Genomic DNA, 24,478 nt, shown 5'->3' with positions numbered 1-24,478 from the left:
AGAACGGAAGGTTGCCGCCGTCCCGGGCCCGGAACGCCCCGCCGCCCGCGTAGCTTTGTCGTCAACCTCAGCCCCCGCAGGACGCTCGGGGGCCCGACACGTCGGAGCAGTCTTGGCACGGAAGATCGGCAGCCGGTACACCGCCCACCAGATCCTGGGGCGCGGCAGTGCGGGCACGGTATGGCTGGGCGAGGGCCCCGAAGGGGCCGTGGCCATCAAGCTGTTGCGTGAGGACCTCGCCGCCGACCAGGAGCTGGTCGGCCGCTTCGTCCAGGAGCGGGCGGCGCTGCTCAGCCTGGACCACCCGCGGGTCGTCGGCGTACGCGACCTGGTCGTCGACGGCAACGACCTGGCCCTGGTCATGGACCTGGTCCGCGGCACGGACCTGCGCACCCGGCTGGAGCGCGAGCGGCGCCTCGCCCCGGAGGCCGCCGTCGCCATCGCCGCCGACGTCGCCGACGCCCTCGCCGCCGCGCACGCCGCCCGGATCGTCCACCGCGACGTCAAGCCGGAGAACGTCCTCCTGGACATGCAGGGCCCCCTCGGCCCCGGTGGCGCGCACCCCGCGCTGCTGACCGACTTCGGCATCGCCCGCCTCGTCGACTCCCCGCGCCGCCTGCCGCAGCCCGCCTCCGGCTCCGGCGCCGCCACGCTCCGCTCGGCCAAGGTCATCGGCACCCCCGACTACCTCGCCCCCGAGATCATCGAGGGCCTCCCGCCACGCGCCTCCGTCGACGTCTACGCGCTGGCCACCGTCCTGTACGAGCTGCTGGCCGGGTTCACACCGTTCGGCGGCGGACACCCCGGCGCCGTGCTGCGCCGCCATGTCACCGAGCGGGTGGCGCCGCTGCCCGGCATCCCGGACGAGCTGTGGCAGCTGCTCCTGCAGTGCCTCGCCAAGGCGCCCGCCTCCCGGCTGCGCGCCCCCGAGCTGGCCGCCCGGCTGCGCGAGCTGCTGCCGGGCCTCGCCGGGATGCCGCCGCTCGACATCGACGAGCCGGAGGGCGAGGAGGGCCGGGACGGCGCCGCCGAGGAGGAGCCCGCCCCCGAGGGTGCCGACGCCGCACCGGCCGCCACCGGCGAGCCCGCCCCGGTGCGCGGCTCCGTCGCGCTCGTCCAGGGCGCCGTGCCCGACTCGAACCGCGAGACGCACACCAGCATGCGGGTCCCCGGCCCGGACGAGCTGGCCGGCGGGGCGCACGGCACCGCCCGGGCGCCCCGGGCGGCGGGCGAGCGCCGTGCGGGGTCGGCCCGTCACCGCTCGTCACCGGAGGCGGTGCGCCGCCGCCGGATCCGGCTCGGCGCCGCGGCCGCCGCGCTGGTCGCCGCGGTGGGTCTGGGCACCTGGCTGGCCTCGGGCGACGGCGATCCGGGCGATGCGGGGCCCGGCGTCGAGCAGCCCGATCCCGCGGCTCCCTGACGGGGCCGGGGCACAGTGTCGGCGGCAGCCGTTAGGCTGGGTGCGTGGCAGTCGTCGATGTTTCCGAAGAGCTGAAGTCCCTCTCCTCGACCATGGGGTCGATCGAGGCCGTCCTGGACCTCGACAAGATGAGGGCCGATATCGCCGTGCTCGAGGAGCAGGCCGCGGCCCCGTCCCTGTGGGACGACCCGGAGAGTGCGCAGAAGATCACCAGCCGGCTCTCGTACCTCCAGGGCCAGCTGCGTCGCGCCGAGGAGCTGCGCGGCCGCGTCGACGACCTGGAGGTCCTCTTCGAGCTGGCCGAGGACGAGGGCGACGAGGACACCCGCGCCGAGGCCGAGAGCGAGCTGACCGCCGTCCGCAAGGCGGTCGACGAGCTGGAGGTCCGCACCCTGCTCTCCGGCGAGTACGACTCCCGTGAGGCCGTCGTCAACATCCGCGCCGAGGCCGGCGGCGTCGACGCCGCGGACTTCGCCGAGAAGCTCCAGCGGATGTATCTGCGCTGGGCCGAGCGCCACGGCTACAAGACCGAGCTGTACGAGACCTCGTACGCCGAAGAGGCCGGCATCAAGTCGACCACCTTCGCCGTCAACGTGCCGTACGCCTACGGCACCCTCTCGGTCGAGCAGGGCACCCACCGCCTGGTGCGCATCTCGCCGTTCGACAACCAGGGCCGCCGCCAGACGTCGTTCGCCGGCGTCGAGGTGCTGCCGGTCGTCGAGCAGACCGACCACATCGAGATCGACGAGTCCGAGCTGCGGGTCGACGTCTACCGCTCCTCCGGCCCCGGCGGCCAGGGCGTCAACACCACGGACTCCGCGGTCCGTCTGACGCACATCCCCACCGGCATCGTCGTCTCCTGCCAGAACGAGCGCTCGCAGATCCAGAACAAGGCGACCGCGATGAACGTCCTCCAGGCGAAGCTCCTCGAGCGCCGCCGCCAGGAGGAGCAGGCGAAGATGGACGCGCTCAAGGGCGACGGCGGCAACTCCTGGGGCAACCAGATGCGTTCGTACGTCCTGCACCCGTACCAGATGGTCAAGGACCTGCGGACGGAGTTCGAGGTCGGCAACCCGACGGCGGTCCTCGACGGCGACATCGACGGCTTCCTCGAAGCGGGCATCCGCTGGCGCAAGCAGCAGGAGCAGGAGGCCGGGAAGTAGGGCTCCGCGCCCCGCTGCCGCCACCGCTCCGCGTCTTTCCGACACAGAAACAACTGCTCCTCTCCGGAGGGCAGTTGTTTCTGCTTTCCGGGTTAGGTCACAGTCGTACGTCTACGTAACGCCCAATTCCTACTCTTTCGGGCGTCAGAGCTTTATTCGACCTTGACGATGCCGGGAGAAGCCGAAAGGCTGGGATCGGCATACGTCTGTCCGGGGCGTGCGTCGAACGGGGAGCGACGGGCCCGCCGAGGCGGCGCCAGGATTCGCGTGTGCCCCGGTCCGCGCCCCCGTACAGCGATGCTCCATAACGAGTTCAGCTACTGGGGGTAGCAGACATATGACCAAGAAGACGCGGCTGCGCGTAGCGCGTATTGCGGCCGGTGCGGTGATCGCGGCCGGTGCGTCGCTCACCGCCGCCGGCGCCGCCTCCGCGGCGACGCCCGCGGGTGACAGCGGCGGTGGCCGCACCGAGCACTGCAAGACCTGGGACCCGCTGGACTGGTGGTGCCACGACACCAGCAGTGGCGGCGGTGACAACGGCGGCTCCACCGGTGGCGACGACGACGGCGGCTCCACCGGCGGCTCCATCGCGGGCACCGACGGCGGCTCCATTGCCGGTACCGACGGCGGCAGCGACGGCGGCTCCACTGACGGTGGTACGACCGACGGCGGCACGACCGATGGCGGTACGACCGACGGTGGCACCACGGACGGTGGTACGACCGATGGCGGCACCACTGACGGCGGCACGACCGATGGCGGTACGACCGACGGCGGCTCCAACGGTGGTCACGACAACGGTGGCTCCAACGGCGGCCACGACAACGGCGGCTCCACCGGTGGTCACGGCAACGGTGGGTCGACCGGTGGTCACGGCAACGGTGGTAGCACCGGTGGTCACGGCGACGGTGGCTCGACCGGTGGTCACGGCACCGGCGGTTCCACCGGCGGCGACGGCACCGGCACCGACAACGCCGGCAGCAAGCCGATCGAGCAGCCCGGCCAGGCCAACGAGCAGATCGGGGACACCCCCGGCCCGGCCAAGCAGCAGCCCAAGGGCGGCGAGCTGGCCGAGACCGGTGCCTCCGGCACCACCTTCCTGCTCGTGGGCGCCGCGACGATGATCGCCGGTGGTATCGGCTTCCGCCTGATGCCCCGCCTGATCAACAAGAACGGTGGCGGCGCGGCCGCGGCCTGACGCCGATCCGACGCACCACGACCGAGGGCCCGGAGCGCCACCGCGCACCGGGCCCTCGGGCCGTATCGGACACCTCACCCCGCGTCACCGCGCTCCGGGCGCGCGCACCCCGCCGGCTCAGACGGCCTGGTGCAGCAGCAGCCCCACCGCGATCACGGCCACCAGCAGCGCCACCAGCAGTGCCGGGTTGACCTGGGCGAACAGGCTCTGCTGCTGGAGCCGCTCGCGGCTGGCGCGGCACACGGGGCAGCGGCCCTCGTTCACAGGGGCCGCGCAGTTGGCGCACACCAATCGGTCGTACGTCATGCGACCTCCTTCTTCCTCCGCCCCAACGTTCCCGGGGGCGTGAGTGTTCCCTCCACCACTGTGCCAGCTCGGTCGCCGAACGGCGCGTCCCGCCGGAATGGACTGGTTTTGTCCCGTAGCGGTCGTGAGCAAACGCACCATCCCCGGATGCTGACTACGCCGCCGAAAGAGGTTCGCGTAGGGTCACGCACACCGACGGGAGCCGCAACCCGGCAACCCGTGCCCCTACCCAGGTCGACCGTGGTGCATCTGTGATCCGATTCGACAACGTCTCCAAGACTTACCCGAAGCAGAACCGCCCCGCACTCAGGGATGTCTCCCTGGAGATCGAGCGTGGCGAGTTCGTCTTCCTGGTGGGCTCCTCGGGCTCCGGTAAGTCCACCTTCCTGCGGCTGCTGTTGCGCGAGGAGCGCGCCAGCCACGGTGCCGTGCACGTACTGGGGAAGGACCTCGCGAAGCTGTCCAACTGGAAGGTGCCGCAGATGCGCCGCCAGTTGGGCACCGTCTTCCAGGACTTCCGGCTCCTCCCCAACAAGACGGTCGGCCAGAACGTCGCCTTCGCCCTGGAGGTCATCGGCAAGCCGCGCGGCCAGATCCGCAAGACGGTCCCCGAAGTCCTCGAACTCGTCGGTCTGGGCGGCAAGGAGGACCGCATGCCGGGCGAGCTGTCCGGTGGTGAGCAGCAGCGTGTCGCCATCGCGCGGGCCTTCGTCAACCGCCCCATGCTCCTCATCGCGGACGAGCCGACCGGCAACCTCGACCCGCAGACCTCCGTCGGCATCATGAAGCTGCTGGACCGGATCAACCGGACCGGTACGACGGTGGTCATGGCCACCCACGATCAGCAGATCGTCGACCAGATGCGTAAGCGGGTCATGGAACTCGAAAAGGGCCGGCTCGTACGCGACCAGTCGCGCGGCGTGTACGGCTACCAGCACTAAGCGTGTACGGCCCCCAGTACTGAAAGGACGCCATGCGCGCCCAGTTCGTCCTGTCGGAGATCGGCGTCGGTCTCCGCCGAAACCTCACGATGACCTTCGCCGTCATCGTCTCCGTAGCCCTCTCGCTCGGCCTGTTCGGCGCCTCGCTCCTGATGAGCGACCAGGTCGACACCATGAAGGGCTACTGGTACGACAAGGTCAACGTCTCCATCTTCTTCTGCAACAAGAACGACACCTCCGGCGCCAACTGCGCCAAGGGTGCCGCGACCGAGCAGCAGAAGGCGGAGATCAAAGCGGACCTGGAGCGGCTGCCGATCGTGCAGAAGCCGGTCCTCTACGAGTCCAGCGACCAGGCGTACAAGCACTACAAGGAGCAGTTCGGCGACACGCCCGTCGCCGGTCTGGTGACGCCCGACCAGCTGCCGGAGTCCTTCCGGGTCAAGCTGAAGGACCCGACGAAGTACGAGGTCATCAAGTCGGCGTTCTCCGAGCGGCCCGGTGTCCAGGAGGTCCAGGACCAACGCGACACCGTCGAGCCGCTGTTCAACCTCCTCGACGGTATGCGGATCGCGGCGCTCTGCGTCATGGGTCTGATGCTGGTCGTCGCGCTGCTGCTGATCGTCAACACCGTGCGGGTGTCGGCGTTCAGCCGCCGCCGGGAGACCGGCATCATGCGGCTGGTCGGCGCCTCCAGCTTCTACATCCAGATGCCCTTCATCATGGAGGCGGCCATCGCGGGCCTGATCGGTGCCGCGTTCGCCTGTGTGCTGATCGTCGGCGGCAAGTACGCCCTGATCAACAACTGGCTGGCGGAGAAGATCAAGGTCGTCGACTTCATCGGCTGGGATTCGGTCGTTTCCGTGCTCCCGCTGATCCTCCTCATCGGCCTGGTGATGCCCGCCTTCGCCGCGTTCTTCGCCTTGCGCAAGTACCTCAAGGTGTGACATCCCGCCACCCCTGACACCAGGCGCCGTACGGTCAACTCACCGTGCGGCGCCTTTGTGTCGCCTAGACTCACCGCCATGTTGCGCCCGTGTCTGTCCGTCAGGCCCCGCCGCATCCGCCGCGGCACGGCGCTGGCGTTGACTCTCGCGACCGTCCTGGCGACCGGCGCCGCCGCGGGCAGCTGGCACGCCGGCCACACCGCGCACCCCCGCCCCCGGCCGTCCGCCGTGGCCGGCACCCGTACGGCCGACCGGGCGGCGGTCGAGAGAGCGGCGGCCGAGGCGATGGCCGCCGGGAAGTCGGGGGCGCAGGCGGCGGCCGAGGTGGTCAGCCGCAGCGGGGACCGCTGGTCGACGATCTACACCGCCGGGGAGTTCGAGGACTTCCAGCGGCAGCTCGACGGGGACTACGTCGGCGTCGGGCTCTGGCTGCGGCAGGCGCGCGGCGGCCGGATGGAGGTCTCGCGGGTGCGCTCCGGCGGCCCCGCCGACCGCGCCGGGACCGCCCGGGGCGACCGGCTGCTGGCGGTCGACGGCCGCCCGGTCCGGGGCCGCCCGGTCACCGAGGTGGTGGCCCTGCTGCGCGGCGACGGCACGGCCGGCCGGGGCCGCGCCGGTACGCCCGTGAAGCTGGCGTTCCAGCGCGGTGAGCGGACCTGGACCGCCACCGTCCGCCGGGCCAAGCTGCGCAGCCAGGACGTCGCCACGGACCGTCCGGCCGGGGCGTCGGGCCCGGTGCGGATCCGGGTCGGGGCGTTCACGAAGGGCAGCGGCGCGGCGATCCGGGACGCGGTGCGCGCCGCACCGCCGGGCGCCGGACTCCTGCTGGACCTGCGCGGCAACACCGGCGGCCTGGTCGACGAGGCCACCGCCGCCGCCTCCGCCTTCCTCGACGGCGGGCTGGTCGCCACGTACGACGTGCACGGTCGGCAGCGGGCGCTGTACGCGGGCGGCGGCGGGAACACCCGGGTGCCGCTGGTGGTGATCGTCGACGGCGGCACGATGAGCGCGGCCGAGCTGCTGGCCGGGGCGCTCCAGGACCGGGGCCGGGCGGTGGTCGTCGGCGCGCCGACCTTCGGGAAGGGGTCGGTGCAGATGCCGAGCACACTGCCGGACGGGTCGGTCGCGGAGCTGACCGTCGGCCACTACCGCACCCCGGCCGGGCGGACGGTCGACGGGCACGGCATCACACCGGACCTCAGCGTCGACGACGGGGCGACCGCGCGGGCCGTCACGGTATTGAGTGGCCTCGGCACCGGGGCGTAGTGCGAAAATGGCGGCACCATGGTGAAGAAAAAAGGCAAGGACAAGGATCCCGGGCGCAAGCTCGTCGCGCAGCACAAGAAAGCGCGCCACGATTACCACATTCTGGACACCTATGAGTGCGGTCTGGTGCTGAGCGGTACCGAGGTGAAGTCGCTCCGGCAGGGTCGCGCCTCGCTCGTCGACGGTTTCGTTCACATCGACGGCGGTGAGGCGTGGCTGCACAACGTGCACATTCCCGAATACGCACAGGGCACCTGGACCAACCACGCGGCGCGCCGGAAGCGGAAGCTGCTGATGCACCGCGCGGAGATCGAGAAGCTGGACGCGAAGAGCCAGGAATCCGGTCATACGGTCGTGCCGCTGGCGCTCTACTTCAACAAGGACGGCCGGGCGAAGGTCGAGATCGCGCTCGCCAAGGGCAAGAAGGAGTACGACAAGCGGCAGACGCTCCGTGAGCAGCAGGACCGCCGTGAGGCCGAGCGCGCGGTCTCCGCGGCCCGCCGCCGCCAGCGCGGCTGACGCCCCGGGCCGGTCGCCCGCCGCCGGCCCCGGAATACGCTGGCACCGTCGCGCGTTGTTCACGTACGATGGCTACGCACCCCAGCGAGGGTGTGCGGCCCCGTGGCCGCTGTCCGGCTTCCGTCGGGCGGGGCGCGGTGCTTTTGAAAAAACAACATGGGGATGATCGGTTTCGACAGCGGATGTCGAAGCAGGGGAAGCGAGTCGAGGAAGCGGCAATGATCTCGTTAACCACGTGTCGCAACCAATAATCGCCAACACCAAGCGCGATTCCTTCGCCCTCGCTGCCTAAGTAGCGACTTGCGAAGTGTCAGCCCGGGGCTGTTCCCGACCCGGATCCTGGCATCAGCTAGGGAACTAAACTTCTGATCCCGGTCACGGGGTTCAGAAGGAAATCAAACAGTGACTGAGCCCGTCGGAGACTTGTCCGCGTGATCTCCGGGGCCGAGAAAATCGCAGCGGACTGCACTCGGAGAAGCCCTGATTCCGCACCGTTGGACGCGGGTTCGATTCCCGCCATCTCCACAATTCCCATGTGAGGCCCAGGCCCCGGATGTCCGTCAGGACGCCGGGGCCTGAGTCGTCTCCGCAGGCGCCGGTGCCGGGCGCTGCAGCGTCACCAGCGCCACCGCCAGGGCGAGCGCCGCCGCCGCGACGGGCACGGCGTACGGACCGGCGGCGCCGGGCGGCAGCAGATCCACGGTGCGGCCGCCGGTCGCCGAGCCCGCCGCGATGCCGGTGAGCAGTGCCGTCACCGCCAGCGTCATCCCCTCGTTCAGCCGCTCCGCGGGGGTCCGGGCGGTCAGCAGCGCCATCCCGGCGATCATGGCGGGGGCGGTGGCCATCCCGGCGACGAGGAGCGCCCCGGCGACGAGCGGCAGCCGTCCGGTGGCGGCGGCGAGCGGCACCGCCGTCAGCAGCGCGGCCATCGCGGTGAGCGCGGCCACCAGCCGTCGGCGCGGGTCTCCGGCGGGCGGCCGCAGCCCGCACACCAGCCCCGCCACGCAGGAGCCGGCCGCCTGGAGCGCCAGCATCGCCCCGGCGGCGGACCGCGCGCCGTGCCCGTCGGCGTAGGCGACGGTGACCACCTCCATCGAGCCGAAGACCGCGCCGGTGGCGGTGAAGACCGCCAGCAGCGGCGGCAGGCCCGGCGTACGGAGCGGGGAGCGGGCCGGGCGGGCGCCGGACGGGGCGGGCGCGGCGGCCGGTGGTTCGGTGCGGCGCTGTGCGGCGAAGAGCAGGGTGCCGGTGAGCAGCAGGGTGGCGGCGACGGTGGTGCCGGCCTCCGGGAAGAGCGTGGTGCACAGCAGGGTGGCCAGCAACGGGCCGAGGAGGAAGCAGAGCTCGTCCGCGGCCTGTTCGAAGGAGTGGGCGGTGTGCCGGGCGGCCGGGTCGTCGCGCAGCAGATGCGCCCAGCGGGCCCGGGCCATCCCGCCGGTGTTGGGGGTGGTGGCGGTCGCCGCGGTGCAGAGGAAGAGCGTCCAGACGGGGGCGCCGCCCCGGACGCACAGCACCAGCGCGAGGGACCCGGCGACGGCGAGGGCGGTGGCCGGGACGGCGACCCGGGCCTGGCCGTGGCGGTCGACGAGCCGCGCGGTCCAGGGCCCGACGACCGCGGTGGCGGCGAGGGCGGTGGCGGTGACCGCCCCGGCCAGCGCGTACGAGCCGTGGATGCGGGCGATCATCAGCAGCGCGCTGACGTTCAGCATGCCCATCGGCAGCCGCGCCAGCAGCCCGGCGGCGGTGAAGGCGCGGGCGCCGGGCCGTGCGAAGAGCCGGGCGTAGGGGGCGAGCGGGGAGGGCCGTCGGGCGCGCGCGGGGCGGGTGGTCACGGGGCGGGCGGCGAGGAAGAGGATCACCCCTTCACGGTGGCCGGGCGCGCGCGGGGCGTCCAACACCTGCCAACGGACCGTTCACGCAACTCCGTTGTGAGTTCCGGGTCCGGCTGGAAGGCTGGCGCGATGCCCCGCGACATCGACCCCCGGCTGCTGCGTGCCTTCACCGCCGTCGCCGACGAACTCCACTTCACCCGCGCCGCGGCCCGGCTGTACCTCGCCCAGCAGGCGCTCAGCCGGGATGTGCGGCGGCTGGAGCGGGAGGTGGGGGCGAGTCTGTTCGTCCGGACGACGCGGCGGGTGGCGCTGACGGCGGAGGGCGAGCGGCTGCTGCCGTACGCGCGGCGGGTGCTGGCGGCCCACGAGGCGCTGGCCGACGCGTTCCGGAACACCGCCGACCGGCCGCTGCTGGTCGACGTCGGGGCGCCGGTCGGGACGGCGCACCGGGTCCTTGAGGCGGCCCGGGAGCGGCTGCCGGACAGCTGTGAGCTGGTGGCGCGCTTCCACGGCGGGCTGGCGGGCGCGGCGCGGGAGATCGCGGCCGGCCGGCTGGACGTGTCGTTCGGCCGGTACGCCGGGCTGGAGCCCGGGGCGCGGGCGGGCCTGGCGCAGCAGCCGGTGCGGCTGGAGCCGATGGCGGTGCTGCTGGACGCGGGGCATCCGCTGGCCGGGCGGGCGGCCGTGCCGCTCGGTGCGCTGGCCGGGGAGACGCTGTACGCGGCCGCCGGCAACGCGCGGACCACGGAGTGGACCGACCTCGCGGCGCGGCTCTTCGCGGGCCGGGGCGTGGTGATGGCCGCGCCGTTCCCGGAGCTCGACGGGGAGCGGGAGTTCGTCCGGATGGTACGGAAACGGGGCTGGTCGGTGCTGGCGAGCACGGAGTTCATCGAGGTGCCCGGGATGGTGCTGCGGCCGCTGGTGGACCCGGTGCCGCTCTCGCCGGTGAGCCTGGTGTGGCGCCGGGGGCTGCGCCATCCGGGCCTCGACGCGCTGCGGGAGACGGCCCGCGCCCTGGCCGCCGGGGGCCGCTGGCTGACGCCGCCGGACGCCCCGGTGTGGCTGCCGGAGGAGGACGCGGCGGTGATGGGGACGGAGGCGTGAGGGGAGCGGCCCTGGGGGCGCGGCCGCCGTTACAGCGCGTAGGCCAGGGTGAGCAGGACGGCGCCGACCGGGGTGCAGACGAAGGACAGGGCGCGGAAGAGGGTGGCCTTGCGGCGTTCGGCGGCGAGGAGGTCCTGCTCGGAGACGGCGGCGAGCAGGAACGGGCTGCCGTCCTCGGGCGCGGCGACCGCCAGCTCGCCGCGCTCGTCGTCGCGCGCCTCGCCGCGGGCGTAGAAGCGGGAGCCGGCGGCGACCGTCCACTCCTCCTGCTGGAAGCCGAGGGTGCGTTCGTTGCGGGTGATGCCGGGGATGTCGAGGAGGCCGAGCGGCCTGTCGTGGCCGGGACGGTAGACCTCGAACCGGTCGTGGGTCTTCGGGGCGTGGTCGATCATCCGGTCCCCGGGCAGCACGGTGGTGCGGCCCGAGGCGTCCTCGACGAGGAACGGCGTCGGGCTGAGGAAGTCCGACACCACCTCGCTGCGGCGCCGTCGCTGGTTCGGGCGGCTGCCGCGGGTCTCGAAGCGGCGGGTGATGCGGGTGCGGTACCAGACGCACTCCGTCTTGGAGAGTTCCGAGGTCAGCGGTCCGGCGGCGGACGGCCGGGCGACCCCGGCGACCTCGGCGATCTGGCGGAACGCGCCCGGCCCGACCGCGTCGGTCGCCGCCCGGTGCAGCTGCGACAGCTCCTGCGCGGAGAGCGTCTCCGTGGTGATCATGGTGTGGACGCGCTTCCGTGCGCGCAGCAGCTGGAAGGCGCTCACCACGCCCAGACCGACGAGAAAGATCCCCAGAAACGGAATCACGCGTCCCCCTTGTTTCCTTCGACGTGTGGCCGGTGCTCCCGGCGGGTGTCCGGGCCCGTAGGAGGTCCGGTGCGTCCCGTACGGGGTTCCCGTCTTCCCGTACGGGGGCTGCGTCCGTCCCGTACGGGAGCGGATCCGTCCCTTACGGGCGCGGGCACCTCCCCTACGGGCGAGGGCGGCTCAGCGGAACAGTTCGCGGAGTCTGCGGTAGGTGTCGGTCAGCGAACCGGCGGTCTGCCGCACCGAGCGGACGAGATGACCGATGGCGAACCAGCCGAGCACCAGCAGGGCGAGTCCGCAGACCGCCCACTCCCACCACTTCATGTACGTCCCCCTGTGTGCGGATCCGGTCGGCGGTCCGAGCGGGCGCTCCGGTCGAGCGGTCCGGTCGGCCGGTCCGGCCGGGGAGGGAGTCTACCGGCCGGATCTCCCGCCGCCCGGCCCCGTATTTCGCGGGAGGCCGGGGGTGCGGCGCTGACGTCCGGTCTCCGGTCGCGTCCGCCGTGCGACGGGTCGTATACGTCCGGCGCGGTGTCCGGGGGCGTGCCGCGGCCCGGTGGTGGGACGGGCGGCTCCTGCGGTGCCGGTCGTGGCAACTGTCCGGTAACAAGGGGGAAATCCGGGTGGTCCGCGGCCGACACGAGAGGTTGGCAGACTCGGTGTTCCGGTACCGCCCGAGCCGCGGTCCGGAGGCGGACGGGGGCCACACCACGCGGGGCGGAGCGGAACGACGACCATGGACGAGGCACGGCGGGACACGGGGACGGACACGGAGCGGGGAGCGGACGCCGGTACGGGTGCCCCCTACGGGACGGCCGAGGTGCCGCCGTTGGCCGGGTTCACCGTGGGGGTGACCGCGGCGCGGCGGGCGCAGGAGTTGGGGGCGCTGCTGGAGCGGCGCGGGGCGCAGGTGGTGTACGCGCCGGCGCTGCGGATCGTGCCGCTCGCCGACGACTCCGAACTGCTCACCGCCACTCGTGAGCTGCTCGACCGCCTGCCGGACGTGGTCATCGCGACCACCGGGATCGGGTTCCGCGGCTGGATCGAGGCGGCCGAGGGCTGGGGCCTGGGCGAGGAGTTGCTCGACCGGCTGGCCCGGGTGGAGCTGCTGGCCCGCGGTCCCAAGGTGCGCGGTGCGATCCGGGCCGCCGGGCTGACCGAGAAGTGGTCACCGGCGTCCGAGTCGATGGCGGAGGTCCTCGACCGGCTGCTGGCGGACGGGGTGCGCGGACAGCGGATCGCGGTCCAGCTGCACGGTGAACCGCTGCCCGGGTTCGTCGAGGCGCTGCGGGCGGCCGGTGCGGAGGTCGTCGGGGTGCCGGTCTACCGCTGGCTGCCGCCGGACGATCTGGGCCCGGTCGACCGGCTGCTGGACGCGCTGACCGGGCACGGCTTGGACGCGGTGACGTTCACCAGCGCCCCGGCGGCCAGTTCGTTGCTGCGCCGGGCGGCGGAGCGCGGGATGCGCGACGCGGTGGTGGCGGCGCTGGCGCGAGAGGTCCCGGCGGCGTGCGTGGGGCCGGTCACCGCGCTGCCGCTCCAGGCGCACGACATCCCGGTCCTCCAGCCCGAACGCTTCCGGATCGGGCCGCTGGTGCAGCTGCTCTGCCGGGAACTGCCCGGCCGGGCACGGCGGTTGCCGGTGGCCGGGCGGGGCCTGGAGATCCGCGGGCGGGCGGTGCTGGTCGACGGTGTGCTGCGGCCGGTGCCCCCGGCCGGGATGGCGCTGCTGCGGGCGCTGGCCCGCCGCCCGGGCTGGGTGGTCTCCCGCGCCGACCTGTTGCGCGCCCTGCCCGGCGCCGGACGGGACGAGCACGCGGTCGAGACGGCGATGGCCCGGCTGCGGACGGCCCTGGGCGATCCGAAGCTGATCCACACGGTCGTGAAACGCGGGTACCGGCTGGCGCTCGACCCGCGGGCGGGGGCGGAGAAGTACGGGGGAGAGGGAGCGTAGGGGCGACCCGGCCGGGCCCGTAAGGGATCGGGCACGTCCCTTGGGGAGCGGGGCCCGGTCCCGTAAGGGATCAGAGGCGTCCCTTACGTGCGGTACCCGCCACCCGTAAGGGACGCCCCGACGCGCCCCGGACGCGCTCCCGGCCGCACGCCGGAACCCCGCACGCATCCTCACTCACCACTCACTCCGGATTCGTCACCCGGATCTTGGACTGGCCGTGCTTGCGGGACTCCCAGTCGTCCATGAAGCGGGCCCGGAGGCCGTGCTTCTCGGCGAGGCGGATCAGGGTCTCGGTGCGGTAGTAGAAGTCCTCGCGCAGCACCTGGTGTTCGGTGCCCTCGGTCCGGTCGAAGGTGAAGTCGAAGAAGCCGCCGGGCGCCAGCACCCGGCCGACGTGCGCGAAGCATTCGTCGATGACGGAGAGCGGCGAGTGGGAGAAGACGCTGTGCGCATGGACGATGTCGAAGTGGCCGGACGGCAGGAAGTCCAGCGTCAGGTCCTGGGTGATCGTCAGATGCGGCAGCTTGTCCTGGAGCCCGTAGGTGGTCAGGGTCTTCTTCGCGGAGATCAGGATGTCCGGCGAGATGTCGATGCCGTAGTAGTGGCCCGCGTCGAGGTGGTCGATGAAGCGCCAGCCTGCCCGGAGGTTGCCGCAGCCTATGTCGAGCATCCGGAGGTCCGGCTTCAGCCCGTGCTCGACGAGGTAGTCGAACTGCATCTGCCCCAGCGCCAGCCAGCGTTCATGGGTCTGGCTGCCCACCGCCGCCTCGGGGTTGCGGCCCGCGTCGGACGCCATCACGGCGCGGTAGTAGGCGACATGGCCGGGGTGGCGCAGCCGCAGCCAGGTGTCGCGCGCGGTGCGCCGGACGTACGGGGCGATCTTGGCCGGGTTGCGGACCGCGTAGCCGACCTTGTGGGACAGGCTCGACCGGTTGGTGTGCAAGGTGGTGCGCGACATGGTGATCTTCGTCCTCCGGGTGCGGGCGGGCCGGCGCCGGTGGGCGGCACGGCAAACCGGACGGGCGGAGGCAGGGGGCCCTCCGCCCGACCCGCCGGACTATACGTCAGCTGTATACGCGGAATGTATAGATCGGGCGCGTCGAGCGACGAGTCGTACGGCGACGGCGCCAACGGCCGTGCGCGTACCGGCCGTTCCGTGGCGCGGGGAACCGGCAGGGCGGGCGCGGGAGGTGACGGCGGCCCGTCGCGGCGGGCACTCTGGTGTCGCATCCTCGATTCCGAAGGAGTGATCAGGAGCATGGCGGCGCCTGACGAGGGCCTGCGGTTCGACTGCGGGCGGATCTGCCTGGACCTGCTGGCCACCTCCGGTGCGGAAGGCGAACTCCTCACCGGTCCTGATCAGTTGAGACACTGGCTGACCGGCTCCGGGGCGGTGCCACCGGACGCCGCGCTGGACGGGGTCAACGGCCGCTGGGTGGCGCGCTTCCGCGGGCTGCGCGAGGTGGTGCGGCGAGTGCTGCACGCCGAACTCTCCGGCGGCGAGGCCGTGATCGACCTGGACCTGCTCAACGCCACCGCCGCGGCCGCCGGCCCGCCCGCCGTCGAGGCGGTACGCGGCCCGGACGGCGTCCTCGCCCCGCGGCTCGCCCGCCCGGCCGACCGCGCGGCGCTGCTCGCCACCGTCGCCCGCGACGCCGTCGACCTCCTCACCGACCACGCCACCCGCGACCGGCTCCGCCGCTGCGAGGGCGCCCACTGCCGCCTCCTCTTCCTGGACACCTCCCGCGGCCGGCGCCGCCGCTGGTGCTCCAGCGGTGTCTGCGGAAACCGCGAACGGGTCGCCCGCCACCGCAAGCGCGCGGCGGCGGGCCGGGGCAGGGGAGCGGCGGGGGCCGCCGGGCCCGAGGCGCCGCCGGAGCCCCGCGAGCCCGGGCCGGTACCGGGCGCGTCCCGGCCCTCCGCCCCCTCCCCGGCCCCCGAGGGCCGGCGGCCCGACCGCGCCCCGCACACCTGACCGTCCCGGGCCCGGCCCCGGCGCCCGCGCGCCTCGGGTGAACGCCTCCTCGGGCCTTCACCTCAACGGCCCCGCCCCTCCCCACCAGCCCTTCCCCGCCCCGCCGCGCGGTGGATCGGATGCACACGGTGCCCGGGTCGCGTACGGTTGACGGCTGCCCTACGCACACCAGAAGGGGGCCTGGGTGGCCGCGCAGAACGCCACGCACGCACCGGATCACACACCGGAGCACACTTCTTCGGACGCCGTCGCCCCGGAGCCCGCCGCGGACTCCGGCTCCGCCGCGGCGCCCGCCGGGCTCCGTGAGCGCGAGATCGCCGCGGAGCAGACGCACCTCGACCGGGTCTACCGGCGCCTGGAGGAGAAGATCCACGAGGCGGAGTTCCTCATGGACGACGCCGCCAAGCGCGGCCAGGTCGGCACGCCCGGCGCGTTCGCCGAGCGGGACGCCCAGGTCTTCCAGGCCGGCGTCCACCTCAACCGGCTCAACTCCGAGTACGAGGACTTCCTCTTCGGCCGGATCGACCTGCTCCCCGGCAAGGACGGCAAGAAGGGCCCGGACGGCGCCTTCACCTCCGTCGAGCCCGCTGACGGCGCCGTGACGAACGGCCGCGCCACCATCGCCGAGACGCTGCACATCGGCCGGCTCGGCGTCCTCGACGCGGACTACTCCCCGCTGGTCATCGACTGGCGCGCCCCGGCCGCCGCCCCCTTCTACCGGTCCACGCCCGTCGCGCCGGGCCGGGTCGTCCGCCGCCGCGTCATCCGCTCCAAGGGCCGCCGGGTCCTCGGCGTCGAGGACGACCTGATGCGCCCCGACGTCACCGCCACGCTCGGCGGCGAGGAGCTGGCCGTCATCGGCGACGGCGCCCTGATGGCCGCGCTGGGCCGGGCCCGCAGCCACACCATGCGCGACATCGTCGCCTCCATCCAGGCCGAGCAGGACCTGGTCGTGCGGGCGCCCGCCGCGTCCGTCACCGAGGTCGAGGGCGGCCCCGGCACCGGCAAGACCGCCGTCGCCCTGCACCGCGCCGCCTACCTCCTCTACCAGGACCGCCGCCGCTACGCGGGCGGCATCCTCATCGTCTCGCCCACCCCGCTGCTGGTCGCCTACACCGAGGGCGTCCTGCCGTCCCTGGGCGAGGAGGGCCAGGTCGCGATCCGCGCGCTCGGCTCGCTCGTCGAAGGCGCCGAGGCGACCGCCTACGATCCGCCGGACGTGGCCAGGGTCAAGGGTTCGAGCCGGATGCAGAAGCTGCTGCGCAAGGCGGCCCGCGGCGCCCTGGACGCGGCGGCCCCCGCCGCCCCGGCCCCGCAGCGCGACACCCAGCTCTCCTTCCTGGACGAGGAGGCCGACGTCCCGCAGGCCCCGGCCGGCCCGCCGGACCGGCTCCGGGTGGTGGCCTTCGGCGGCCGTATCGAGCTGGACGCGTCCGACCTGGGACGCATCCGCCGTACCGCCCTCGGCGGCACCGCGCCCGTCAACCTGCTCCGCCCGCGCGCCCGGCGGCTCCTGCTGGACGCCCTGTGGGCGAAGTCCGGCGCCGGCCGCCGTTACTTCGACCCGGAGCTGGCCGCCGAGGCCCGCCAGGGCTTCGACGAGGACGTCAGCACCGAGCCGGTCTTCCAGGAGTTCCTGGACGCCTGGTGGCCGGAGCTGACGCCGCGCGGGGTGCTCGCCGCGATGGCCGACGAACGCACCCTCGGCCGCTGGGCACGCCGCATCCTCAACCCGCGCGAGGTCCGGAAGCTGGCCCGCTCCCTGAGCCGCCTCGACGCCCGCGGCCACGGCCCGCTCTCCGTCCACGACGTGGCGCTCCTCGACGAGCTCCAGCTGATCCTCGGCGCCCCGGCCCGTCCGGCCCGCCCCCGCGAGGCCGACCCGCTGGACCAGCTCACCGGCCTGGACGAGTTGACCACGGCCGCCGACCGGAGCCCCGCGGGCCGCAGCCGCCGCGAGCGCCTGGAGGAGGAGCGCACCGACTACGCCCATGTGATCGTCGACGAGGCGCAGGACCTCACGCCGATGCAGTGGCGGATGGTCGGCCGCCGCGGCCGCCACGCCACCTGGACGGTCGTCGGCGACCCGGCCCAGTCGTCGTGGTCCGACCCGGACGAGGCCGCCGAGGCGCGCGACGAGGCGCTGGGCACCCGCCCGCGCCGCCGCTTCCAGCTCACCGTCAACTACCGCAACCCTGCCGAGATCGCCGAGCTGTCCGCCAAGGTCCTGGCGCTGGCGATGCCCGGGATGGCGGCCCCGGACGCGGTCCGCTCGACAGGCCTGCGGCCGCGGTTCGCGGTGGCGTCCCCCCAGGGCCGGGGCGCCGCGGCGGTGGACGCGGCGCTGGCCGCCGCCACCGTCGAGGAGGCCCGGCTGCTGCTGGCCGAGGTGGACGGCACCGTCGGCGTGGTCGTGGCGATGGCCCGCCGCGAGCAGGCCCGCGCCTGGCTGGCCCCGCTCGGCGACCGCGTCGTCGCCCTCGGCTCGCTGGAGGCGAAAGGGCTGGAGTACGACGCGGCGCTGGTGGTGGCGCCCGCCGAGATCGCCGACGAGTCCCCGGCCGGGCTGCGGGTGCTCTACGTCGCCCTGACCCGCGCCACCCAGCAGCTGACGGTCCTCTCCGGCGACCGCGACGAGCCGGACGCCGACGGGGTCCCCGACCTGCTGCGCGACTGACGGCCGCCCGGGTGGTCGTGGCCGTACCGGAAAAACGTGGCGGGCCACGGGATTCGCATCCGGGGAGGGTTTGTTAACCTTGTCCGTGGCACCGGCTCGATCCAAGCCCCCGGGCCCAACCATCGTCGCTACGAGCGACCACTTGCCGCGAGGCGAGCATGGCGGGCCGGTGTCTCAGACCGCAGTGACGGGCGCTCCTCCTCAGGGAGGGGCGCCCGTCGCCGTTCCCGGAACGTTCCGGACCAGTGACGCACGCCGCACCGCCCCGCCCGGCGGGGCTTCCACCCACCCATGCACTCTCGTATGGTGGAAGAGTCTTTCCGTAAAGCGGGGCTGGTTACCGTGTACCGGCTGGTAGGTGGGACGATCGGACGATGCGCAGGGCATCCGAGCTCCTGGGACAGCGCATAGGGAAACAAGGGAAAGCAGAGGAAGTCGGCCATGGCAACGGCGCCTAGCGTCTCGTATTCGATGACGGTGCGACTGGAAGTTCCCGCGAGCGGCACCGCCGTCAGCCAGCTCACCACGGCCGTGGAGTCCTCCGGCGGGTCGGTCACCGGCCTCGACGTGACCGCCTCCGGCCACGAAAAACTCCGGATAGACGTCACCATCGCCGCGACGTCCACCGCGCACGCGGACGAGATCGTCCAGAAGCTGCGCGGCATCGAGGGCGTCTCGCTCGGCAAGGTCTCCGACCGTACGTTCCTGATGCACCTCGGCGGCAAGATCGAGATGTCGTCGAAGCACCCCATCCGCAACCGTGACGACCTCTCCATGGTCTACACGCCCGGCGTCGCCCGCGTCTGCCAGGCCATCGCGGACAACCCCGAGGACGCCCGCCGCCTGACCATCAAGCGCAACAGCGTCGCGGTGGTCACCGACGGCTCCGCCGTCCTCGGCCTCGGCAACATCGGCCCCAAGGCCGCGCTGCCGGTCATGGAGGGCAAGGCGGCCCTGTTCAAGCGGTTCGCCGGCATCGACGCCTGGCCGATCTGCCTGGACACCCAGGACTCCGACGCCATCGTGGAGATCGTCAAGGCCATCGCGCCGGGCTTCGCGGGCATCAACCTGGAGGACATCTCGGCGCCCCGCTGCTTCGAGATCGAGGCCCGCCTGCGCGAGGCCCTCGACATCCCGGTCTTCCACGACGACCAGCACGGCACCGCCATCGTCGTCCTCGCCGCCCTGACCAACGCGCTGCGCGTGGTCGGCAAGAACATCGAGGACGTCCGCGTCGTCATGTCCGGCGCCGGCGCCGCCGGTACGGCCATCCTCAAGCTGCTGATCGCCGCCGGCGTCAAGCACGCCGTCGTCGCCGACATCCACGGCGTCGTCGACGCGGGCCGCGAGGACCTGGTCTCCGCCGACCCGGACTCCCCGCTGCGCTGGATCGCCGACAACACCAACCCGGACGGCGTCACCGGCACCCTCAAGGACGCCGTCGTCGGCGCGGACGTCTTCATCGGCGTCTCCGCCCCGAACGTCCTGGACGGCGACGACGTCGCGAAGATGGCCGACGGCGCGATCGTCTTCGCGCTGGCCAACCCCGACCCGGAGGTCGACCCGGCCATCGCCCGGCAGACCGCCGCCGTCGTGGCCACCGGCCGCTCGGACTTCCCCAACCAGATCAACAACGTGCTGGTCTTCCCGGGTGTCTTCCGCGGTCTGCTGGACGCCCAGTCCCGTACGGTGAACACCGAGATGATGCTGGCCGCCGCGCGCGCCCTCGCCGATGTCGTCCTGGAGGACGAGGTCAACCCGAACTACATCATCCCCAGCGTCTTCAACGACAAGGTCGCGGGCGCCGTGGCCGGTGCGGTGAAGGACGCGGCGAAGGCCGGGGACACGGCTGTGACGGCCGCCACGGCGCTCTGACGCCCCACGGGGCCCTCGGCACGGCGCGTCGCGGACGGACCGCGCCGGGCGGCCCCTAGGGTGGCGGTCGGCAATCGGCCGGCCACCCCGCGTGGCGGCTCCGAGCGGTTACGGGTGCGGAACGTCACGCCGACCGGGGCGCTGACGCTTTCCGTGTGACCCGCCAGGGTGCCGGATTGGCTTTACCGCCGCAGGTGGGGGCAGGATGCGTAACCGGGCGCGAGGGTCTGGCAGCAGACCCGGGTCCGGGGACTGTCCGAGGGCCCTGGCAGCATCGGCTTCGCTGTGCCCGACATGCGGCTCGCCCGCAGGGCACGCCCATTGGCAAGAAGAACACGGGAGTACAAACATGAACCGCAGTGAGCTGGTGGCCGCTCTGGCCGATCGCGCCGAGGTGACCCGCAAGGACGCCGACGCCGTTCTGGCCGCCCTCGCCGAGACCGTCGGTGAGGTCGTCGCCAAGGGCGACGAGAAGGTCACCATCCCCGGCTTCCTGACCTTCGAGCGCACCCACCGTGCCGCTCGCACCGCGCGTAACCCGCAGACCGGCGAGCCGATCCAGATCGCCGCCGGCTACAGCGTGAAGGTCTCCGCGGGCTCCAAGCTCAAGGAAGCCGCGAAGGGCAAGTAAGCCCCTCAGCACGGCCTCAAGGGCGGCCGCCCCCTCCCCGGGGCGGCCGCCCTTCGTCGTACCCGCGGGGCGCGTCCCCGGCCCGTACGCGCTCCTCGTGGTGCGCCGGGCGGCCGCAGACGCCCGTACGCGGCCGCAGGCGCCCCGCTGCGGACCGGACGGGCGGCCCCCGGTAAAAAGGGACGGACCGGCGGCCGGGTGCCGCCAGCGGGGCGGACACGGGCCGTACACACGACAGAAGGCCGCCCCGGCTCCGTACGGGAGCGGGGGCGGCCTTCGTGTCGCGGTGCGGCGGGTCAGTCCCGCGGGCCGCCGTTCGGCAGCTCGACCTTGGCGCCGAGGCTGACGAGCTTGTCCATGAAGTTCTCGTAGCCGCGGTTGATCAGGTCGATGCCGTGCACCCGGGACGTGCCCTGGGCGGCGAGCGCCGCGATCAGGTACGAGAAGCCGCCGCGCAGGTCGGGGATGACCAGGTCGGCGCCCTGGAGCCGGGTCGGTCCGGAGACGACCGCGGAGTGCAGGAAGTTGCGCTGTCCGAAGCGGCAGGCGGAGCCGCCCAGGCACTCGCGGTAGAGCTGGATGTGGGCGCCCATCTGGTTGAGCGCGGAGGTGAAGCCGAGCCGCGACTCGTAGACCGTCTCGTGGACGATCGACAGGCCCGACGCCTGGGTCAGCGCCACGACCAGCGGCTGCTGCCAGTCGGTCTGGAAACCGGGGTGGACGTCGGTCTCCAGCGCGATGGCGTCCAGCGAACCGCCCGGGTGCCAGAAGCGGATGCCCTCGTCGTCGATCTCGAAGGCGCCACCGACCTTGCGGAAGGTGTTCAGGAAGGTCATCATCGACCGCTGCTGCGCGCCGCGGACGTAGATGTTGCCCTCGGTGGCCAGCGCCGCGGACGCCCAGGAGGCGGCCTCCAGGCGGTCCGGGAGGGCGCGGTGGGTGTAGCCGTCGAGCTTGTCGACACCGGTGATCCGGATGGTCCGGTCGGTGTCCATCGAGATGATCGCGCCCATCTTCTGGAGCACGCAGATCAGGTCCTCGATCTCCGGCTCCACCGCGGCGTTCGACAGCTCGGTGACGCCCTCGGCCAGGACGGCGGTCAGCAGCACCTGCTCGGTCGAGCCGACCGACGGGTACGGCAGCCGGATCTTGGTGCCGCGCAGCCGCTGCGGGGCCTCCAGGTACTGCCCGTCGGCGCGCTTCTCGATCGTCGCGCCGAACTGCCGCAGGACGTCGAAGTGGAAGTCCACCGGACGGCCGCCGATGTCGCAGCCGCCCAGGCCCGGGATGAAGGCGTGGCCGAGGCGGTGCAGCAGCGGGCCGCAGAAGAGGATCGGGATGCGCGAGGAGCCCGCGTGCGCGTCGATGTCCGCGACGTTGGCGCTCTCCACGTGCGACGGGTCGAGGACCAGCTCGCCGGCCTCCTCGCCCGGCCGCACGGTCACCCCGTGCAGCTGGAGCAGGCCGCGCACCACGCGGACGTCACGGATGTCGGGAACGTTGCGCAGCCGGCTGGGGCCGCTGCCGAGCAGGGCCGCCACCATGGCCTTCGGTACGAGGTTCTTCGCACCGCGAACCCGGATCTCGCCCTCCAGCGGGGTGCCGCCGTGGACAAGGAGTACGTCGTCAGTAGAGACGGTCATGGATCTCGCGTTCCTGGAGACGGGCAGGGCCAAGGAGAAATGGTAAGGGGGCCGGAGGGGGTGTCAGGCGGCGCCGGTGGGCTTCCGGCCCGTAAGGGCTTTGTCACAACACGCTCGGCTACGGTCATTCTTTGTTCTGTAATCGCCAGTTGGCCGAAATCAAGGTTATTTGTCCTGAATGTGGCATCCGGGGTGGGTGGTGTGCGCCGGTGCTGCCGCCGTACGCCCTGCCCTGCACTCGTACAGGTGTGGGCATTGACTCCCCGCTCCGGGCCGAAGTGCGGGATCATGTCGCCATGACCGAGGTGTCCTCGCTCACAGGCCGGCTGCTCGTCGCGACCCCCGCGCTCGCCGATCCGAACTTCGACCGCGCGGTGGTGCTCCTCCTCGACCACGACGAGGAGGGCTCCCTCGGCGTGGTCCTGAACCGTCCCACCCCGGTGGGCGTCGGCGACATCCTCGCACCCTGGGCGGCGCTCGCGGGCGAGCCCGGCGTGGTCTTCCAGGGCGGCCCGGTGTCGCTGGACTCCGCGCTCGGCGTGGCGGTCATGCCCGGCGGGCTCGCCGGTGCGGACGACGTCCCCACCCTGGAGAGCGGGGTACGCCCCGGCCCGGGCGGGACCGCCGCCGCCGGACCGCGGCCGGACGACGCCCGGCACGGCGGCGCGCCGGGCGAGGAGCCGCTCGGCTGGCGGCGGGTGCACGGCGCGATCGGCCTGGTCGACCTGGAGACCCCGCCGGAGCTGCTCGCCACCGTCCTGGGCAGCCTGCGGATCTTCGCCGGGTACGCGGGCTGGGGCCCGGGTCAGCTGGAGGACGAACTGACCGAAGGCGCCTGGTACGTCGTCGACTCCGAGCCGGGCGACGTCTCGTCCCCCGACCCCGAACACCTGTGGCGCGCGGTGCTGCGCCGCCAGCGCAACGAACTCGCGATGGTGGCCACGTACCCGGACGACCCGTCGCTGAACTGAGCCGCCGGGCCGCCCCGCAGGCGGCCCGCCGCTCCCGCCGTCAGCCCGTCGGCTCCGGCTCCCCGCCCGGCCCGGCGAGGGCGAGGAAGCGCTCGGCCAAGGGGTGGGCGCCGCGTTCGGGGACGGCCAGGCGGACGGTGACCGGTGGGGCGTTCTTCAGGCGGACGTAGCGCAGCCCGGGGTGGGTGTGGCGGCGGGCGAGGGACTCGGGGGCCACCCCGACGCCGTGACCTGCGGCGACCGCCTCCAGCCACTCGTCGACGTTCCCGGCGGTGCACGCCAGGCGGGGCCGCCGCCCCGCGGGCCACAGCTCCGGCCCGGTGGTGCCGGTGACGGTGTTGACCACCAGCGGCAGCCCGGCCAGCTCCGCCCAGTCGAGGACCCGGCGCCGGGCGAGGGCCCGCAGTGCCTCGGCATCGGCGTCGCCGGCGGGGTGCGCCGCGGTGCGGGCCACTGCGGCGACCCGGGGTTCGTGGAGCAGCACCGCGGTGCGGACCGCGGCGCCGCGGGGGAGTGCGCCGCGGACCACGGCGACGTCGGCCTCCCCGCTCTCCAGCCCGGCGAGCGGGGCGTCCCGCCGGACGAGGCGTACGCCGGTGCCGGTGGCGGCCGTGAAGCGGGCGTTCAGCTCGGTGCAGGCGGTGGGCAGCAGAGAGGTGAAGCCGAGCCGCAGCGGCGTGGTCCGCGCGGGGGCCCGCAGGGCGGCGGCCAGCCGGGGCAGCAGCGGGGCCAGGTCGGCGTGGAGCCCGCGGCCCGCCGCGGTCAGCTCCACCCGCCGGGTCGTACGGTCCAGCAGCCGGACGCCGAGCGCCGTCTCCAGGGCGCGGACGGTGCGGGTCAGCGCGGGCTGCCCGATCCGCAGCCGCGCCGCGGCGTAGGTGAAGCTGCGCTCCTCGGCGACCGCGAGAAAACCGCGCAGATGGCGCAACTCGATCCCGGAACACCCGTCGAGGGCGCCGAGCGCGTCCAGGGCGTCGGGCGCGGGCCCGGCTCCGGCGGGCCGGGGCTCCGGGGAGGCGCCGGGTCCGGTCTCCGCCACGGCCGCCCGGCCCGCGGCGTCCGGACGCGTGACGGGCGAGGGCCCGGCAGGCAGGTGATCGATGGGGCCGGTCATCGTGTCGCTCTCCTGTCTCTTCCGCGGTCCGGGCGCGCCGCCCGCCCGGTCCGTCCGTACCGCATCAGCTGTGCCACGCCACTTATGCCGCACCAGCATAAATACCCGCCCGCGGGCATTTCTCCGGCTGTCCGGAGAGTGC

Annotated in this window: 21 protein-coding genes and 1 other RNA gene; 15 read left to right on the top strand and 7 right to left on the bottom strand. The window is 73.4% G+C overall.

What is annotated here, in order from left to right; genetic code table 11:
• The first annotated feature begins 112 nt into the window (after positions 1 to 112).
• From ACZ4U4_RS18495 to ACZ4U4_RS18485, 3 genes are all read left to right on the top strand, one after another.
• On the top strand, positions 113 to 1,420 hold the full coding sequence (locus ACZ4U4_RS18495; RefSeq protein ID WP_467875123.1) for a serine/threonine-protein kinase: 1,308 nt from the start codon (positions 113 to 115) through the stop codon (positions 1,418 to 1,420).
• A gap of 44 nt (positions 1,421 to 1,464) precedes the next feature.
• On the top strand, positions 1,465 to 2,583 hold the full coding sequence (prfB, locus tag ACZ4U4_RS18490) for a peptide chain release factor 2 (RefSeq protein ID WP_467875120.1): 1,119 nt from the start codon (positions 1,465 to 1,467) through the stop codon (positions 2,581 to 2,583).
• 337 nt (positions 2,584 to 2,920) lie between these two features.
• A complete protein-coding gene (locus ACZ4U4_RS18485; RefSeq protein WP_467875117.1) occupies positions 2,921 to 3,781 on the top strand; it encodes an LPXTG cell wall anchor domain-containing protein in 861 nt (286 codons plus the stop codon).
• Positions 3,782 to 3,898: 117 nt separating this feature from the next.
• Here ACZ4U4_RS18485 and ACZ4U4_RS18480 read toward each other — a convergent pair whose 3' ends face one another.
• Positions 3,899 to 4,087: a hypothetical protein gene (locus tag ACZ4U4_RS18480; RefSeq protein WP_467875114.1), complete on the bottom strand. Its 189-nt coding sequence runs from the start codon at positions 4,085 to 4,087 to the stop codon at positions 3,899 to 3,901.
• A gap of 251 nt (positions 4,088 to 4,338) precedes the next feature.
• Here ACZ4U4_RS18480 and ftsE point away from each other — a divergent pair, with 251 nt between their 5' ends.
• The 5 genes from ftsE to ssrA all read left to right on the top strand — a co-directional run bounded on the left by ftsE (position 4,339) and on the right by ssrA (position 8,285).
• A complete protein-coding gene (gene ftsE / locus ACZ4U4_RS18475; RefSeq protein ID WP_030287586.1) occupies positions 4,339 to 5,028 on the top strand; it encodes a cell division ATP-binding protein FtsE in 690 nt (229 codons plus the stop codon).
• Positions 5,029 to 5,060: 32 nt separating this feature from the next.
• Positions 5,061 to 5,972, top strand: coding sequence for a permease-like cell division protein FtsX (gene ftsX / locus ACZ4U4_RS18470; protein ID WP_467875111.1), 912 nt, complete (start codon positions 5,061 to 5,063; stop codon positions 5,970 to 5,972).
• A 78-nt stretch (positions 5,973 to 6,050) separates the two neighbouring features.
• Positions 6,051 to 7,238 carry a S41 family peptidase gene (locus ACZ4U4_RS18465; protein ID WP_467875109.1) on the top strand — a complete coding sequence of 396 codons (1,188 nt, stop codon included), beginning with the start codon at positions 6,051 to 6,053 and terminating at the stop codon, positions 7,236 to 7,238.
• Positions 7,239 to 7,256: 18 nt separating this feature from the next.
• A complete protein-coding gene (smpB, locus tag ACZ4U4_RS18460) occupies positions 7,257 to 7,757 on the top strand; it encodes an SsrA-binding protein SmpB (RefSeq protein ID WP_467875106.1) in 501 nt (166 codons plus the stop codon).
• Between the two features lie 158 nt (positions 7,758 to 7,915).
• Positions 7,916 to 8,285: a transfer-messenger RNA gene (ssrA, locus tag ACZ4U4_RS18455) on the top strand.
• Between the two features lie 32 nt (positions 8,286 to 8,317).
• Here the strand turns inward: ssrA and ACZ4U4_RS18450 are convergent.
• Positions 8,318 to 9,652, bottom strand: a complete 1,335-nt coding sequence (locus ACZ4U4_RS18450; RefSeq protein WP_467875222.1) for an MFS transporter — start codon at positions 9,650 to 9,652, stop codon at positions 8,318 to 8,320.
• Between the two features lie 66 nt (positions 9,653 to 9,718).
• On the opposite strand from ACZ4U4_RS18450, the gene ACZ4U4_RS18445 reads away from it, so the two are divergent.
• Positions 9,719 to 10,693 (top strand): LysR family transcriptional regulator, encoded by a 975-nt coding sequence (locus ACZ4U4_RS18445; RefSeq protein WP_467875104.1) that lies wholly within the window; start codon positions 9,719 to 9,721, stop codon positions 10,691 to 10,693.
• A 29-nt stretch (positions 10,694 to 10,722) separates the two neighbouring features.
• Here the strand turns inward: ACZ4U4_RS18445 and ACZ4U4_RS18440 are convergent, their stop codons facing one another.
• Positions 10,723 to 11,496, bottom strand: a complete 774-nt coding sequence (locus tag ACZ4U4_RS18440; RefSeq protein ID WP_467875101.1) for a GIDE domain-containing protein — start codon at positions 11,494 to 11,496, stop codon at positions 10,723 to 10,725.
• A 180-nt stretch (positions 11,497 to 11,676) separates the two neighbouring features.
• Positions 11,677 to 11,820 (bottom strand): hypothetical protein, encoded by a 144-nt coding sequence (locus ACZ4U4_RS18435; RefSeq protein ID WP_467875099.1) that lies wholly within the window; start codon positions 11,818 to 11,820, stop codon positions 11,677 to 11,679.
• A 412-nt stretch (positions 11,821 to 12,232) separates the two neighbouring features.
• Between ACZ4U4_RS18435 and ACZ4U4_RS18430 the strand changes: the two genes are divergently transcribed.
• Positions 12,233 to 13,450: a uroporphyrinogen-III synthase gene (locus ACZ4U4_RS18430; protein ID WP_467875096.1), complete on the top strand. Its 1,218-nt coding sequence runs from the start codon at positions 12,233 to 12,235 to the stop codon at positions 13,448 to 13,450.
• A 181-nt stretch (positions 13,451 to 13,631) separates the two neighbouring features.
• Here ACZ4U4_RS18430 and ACZ4U4_RS18425 read toward each other — a convergent pair whose 3' ends face one another.
• Positions 13,632 to 14,408, bottom strand: a complete 777-nt coding sequence (locus ACZ4U4_RS18425; protein WP_467875093.1) for a class I SAM-dependent DNA methyltransferase — start codon at positions 14,406 to 14,408, stop codon at positions 13,632 to 13,634.
• A 300-nt stretch (positions 14,409 to 14,708) separates the two neighbouring features.
• Between ACZ4U4_RS18425 and ACZ4U4_RS18420 the strand changes: the two genes are divergently transcribed.
• The 4 genes from ACZ4U4_RS18420 to ACZ4U4_RS18405 all read left to right on the top strand — a co-directional run bounded on the left by ACZ4U4_RS18420 (position 14,709) and on the right by ACZ4U4_RS18405 (position 20,608).
• A complete protein-coding gene (locus tag ACZ4U4_RS18420; protein ID WP_467875090.1) occupies positions 14,709 to 15,425 on the top strand; it encodes a CGNR zinc finger domain-containing protein in 717 nt (238 codons plus the stop codon).
• Positions 15,426 to 15,609: 184 nt separating this feature from the next.
• A complete protein-coding gene (locus ACZ4U4_RS18415) occupies positions 15,610 to 18,102 on the top strand; it encodes a HelD family protein (protein WP_467875087.1) in 2,493 nt (830 codons plus the stop codon).
• A 441-nt stretch (positions 18,103 to 18,543) separates the two neighbouring features.
• Entirely contained in the window at positions 18,544 to 19,977 is a 1,434-nt protein-coding gene (locus ACZ4U4_RS18410) for an NAD-dependent malic enzyme (RefSeq protein ID WP_467875084.1), read from the top strand.
• Positions 19,978 to 20,326: 349 nt separating this feature from the next.
• Complete coding sequence (locus tag ACZ4U4_RS18405) at positions 20,327 to 20,608, top strand: HU family DNA-binding protein (RefSeq protein WP_004951951.1); 282 nt, start codon at positions 20,327 to 20,329, stop codon at positions 20,606 to 20,608.
• 296 nt (positions 20,609 to 20,904) lie between these two features.
• Here the strand turns inward: ACZ4U4_RS18405 and murA are convergent, their stop codons facing one another.
• Positions 20,905 to 22,251 carry a UDP-N-acetylglucosamine 1-carboxyvinyltransferase gene (gene murA / locus ACZ4U4_RS18400; protein WP_467875081.1) on the bottom strand — a complete coding sequence of 449 codons (1,347 nt, stop codon included), beginning with the start codon at positions 22,249 to 22,251 and terminating at the stop codon, positions 20,905 to 20,907.
• 296 nt (positions 22,252 to 22,547) lie between these two features.
• On the opposite strand from murA, the gene ACZ4U4_RS18395 reads away from it, so the two are divergent.
• Positions 22,548 to 23,222, top strand: coding sequence for a YqgE/AlgH family protein (locus ACZ4U4_RS18395; RefSeq protein ID WP_467875079.1), 675 nt, complete (start codon positions 22,548 to 22,550; stop codon positions 23,220 to 23,222).
• Between the two features lie 40 nt (positions 23,223 to 23,262).
• Here the strand turns inward: ACZ4U4_RS18395 and ACZ4U4_RS18390 are convergent, their stop codons facing one another.
• The gene (locus tag ACZ4U4_RS18390) at positions 23,263 to 24,336 is read right to left on the bottom strand and encodes a LysR family transcriptional regulator (protein ID WP_467875077.1); all 1,074 of its coding nucleotides are present in this window, start codon (positions 24,334 to 24,336) and stop codon (positions 23,263 to 23,265) included.
• Between the last annotated feature and the right edge of the window lie 142 nt (positions 24,337 to 24,478).

The sequence above is a fragment of the Streptomyces sp. NPDC029159 genome (assembly GCF_055564055.1).
The sequence above is the reverse complement of the archived record's forward strand: the minus strand, read 5'-3'. Positions and strand labels throughout refer to the sequence as shown.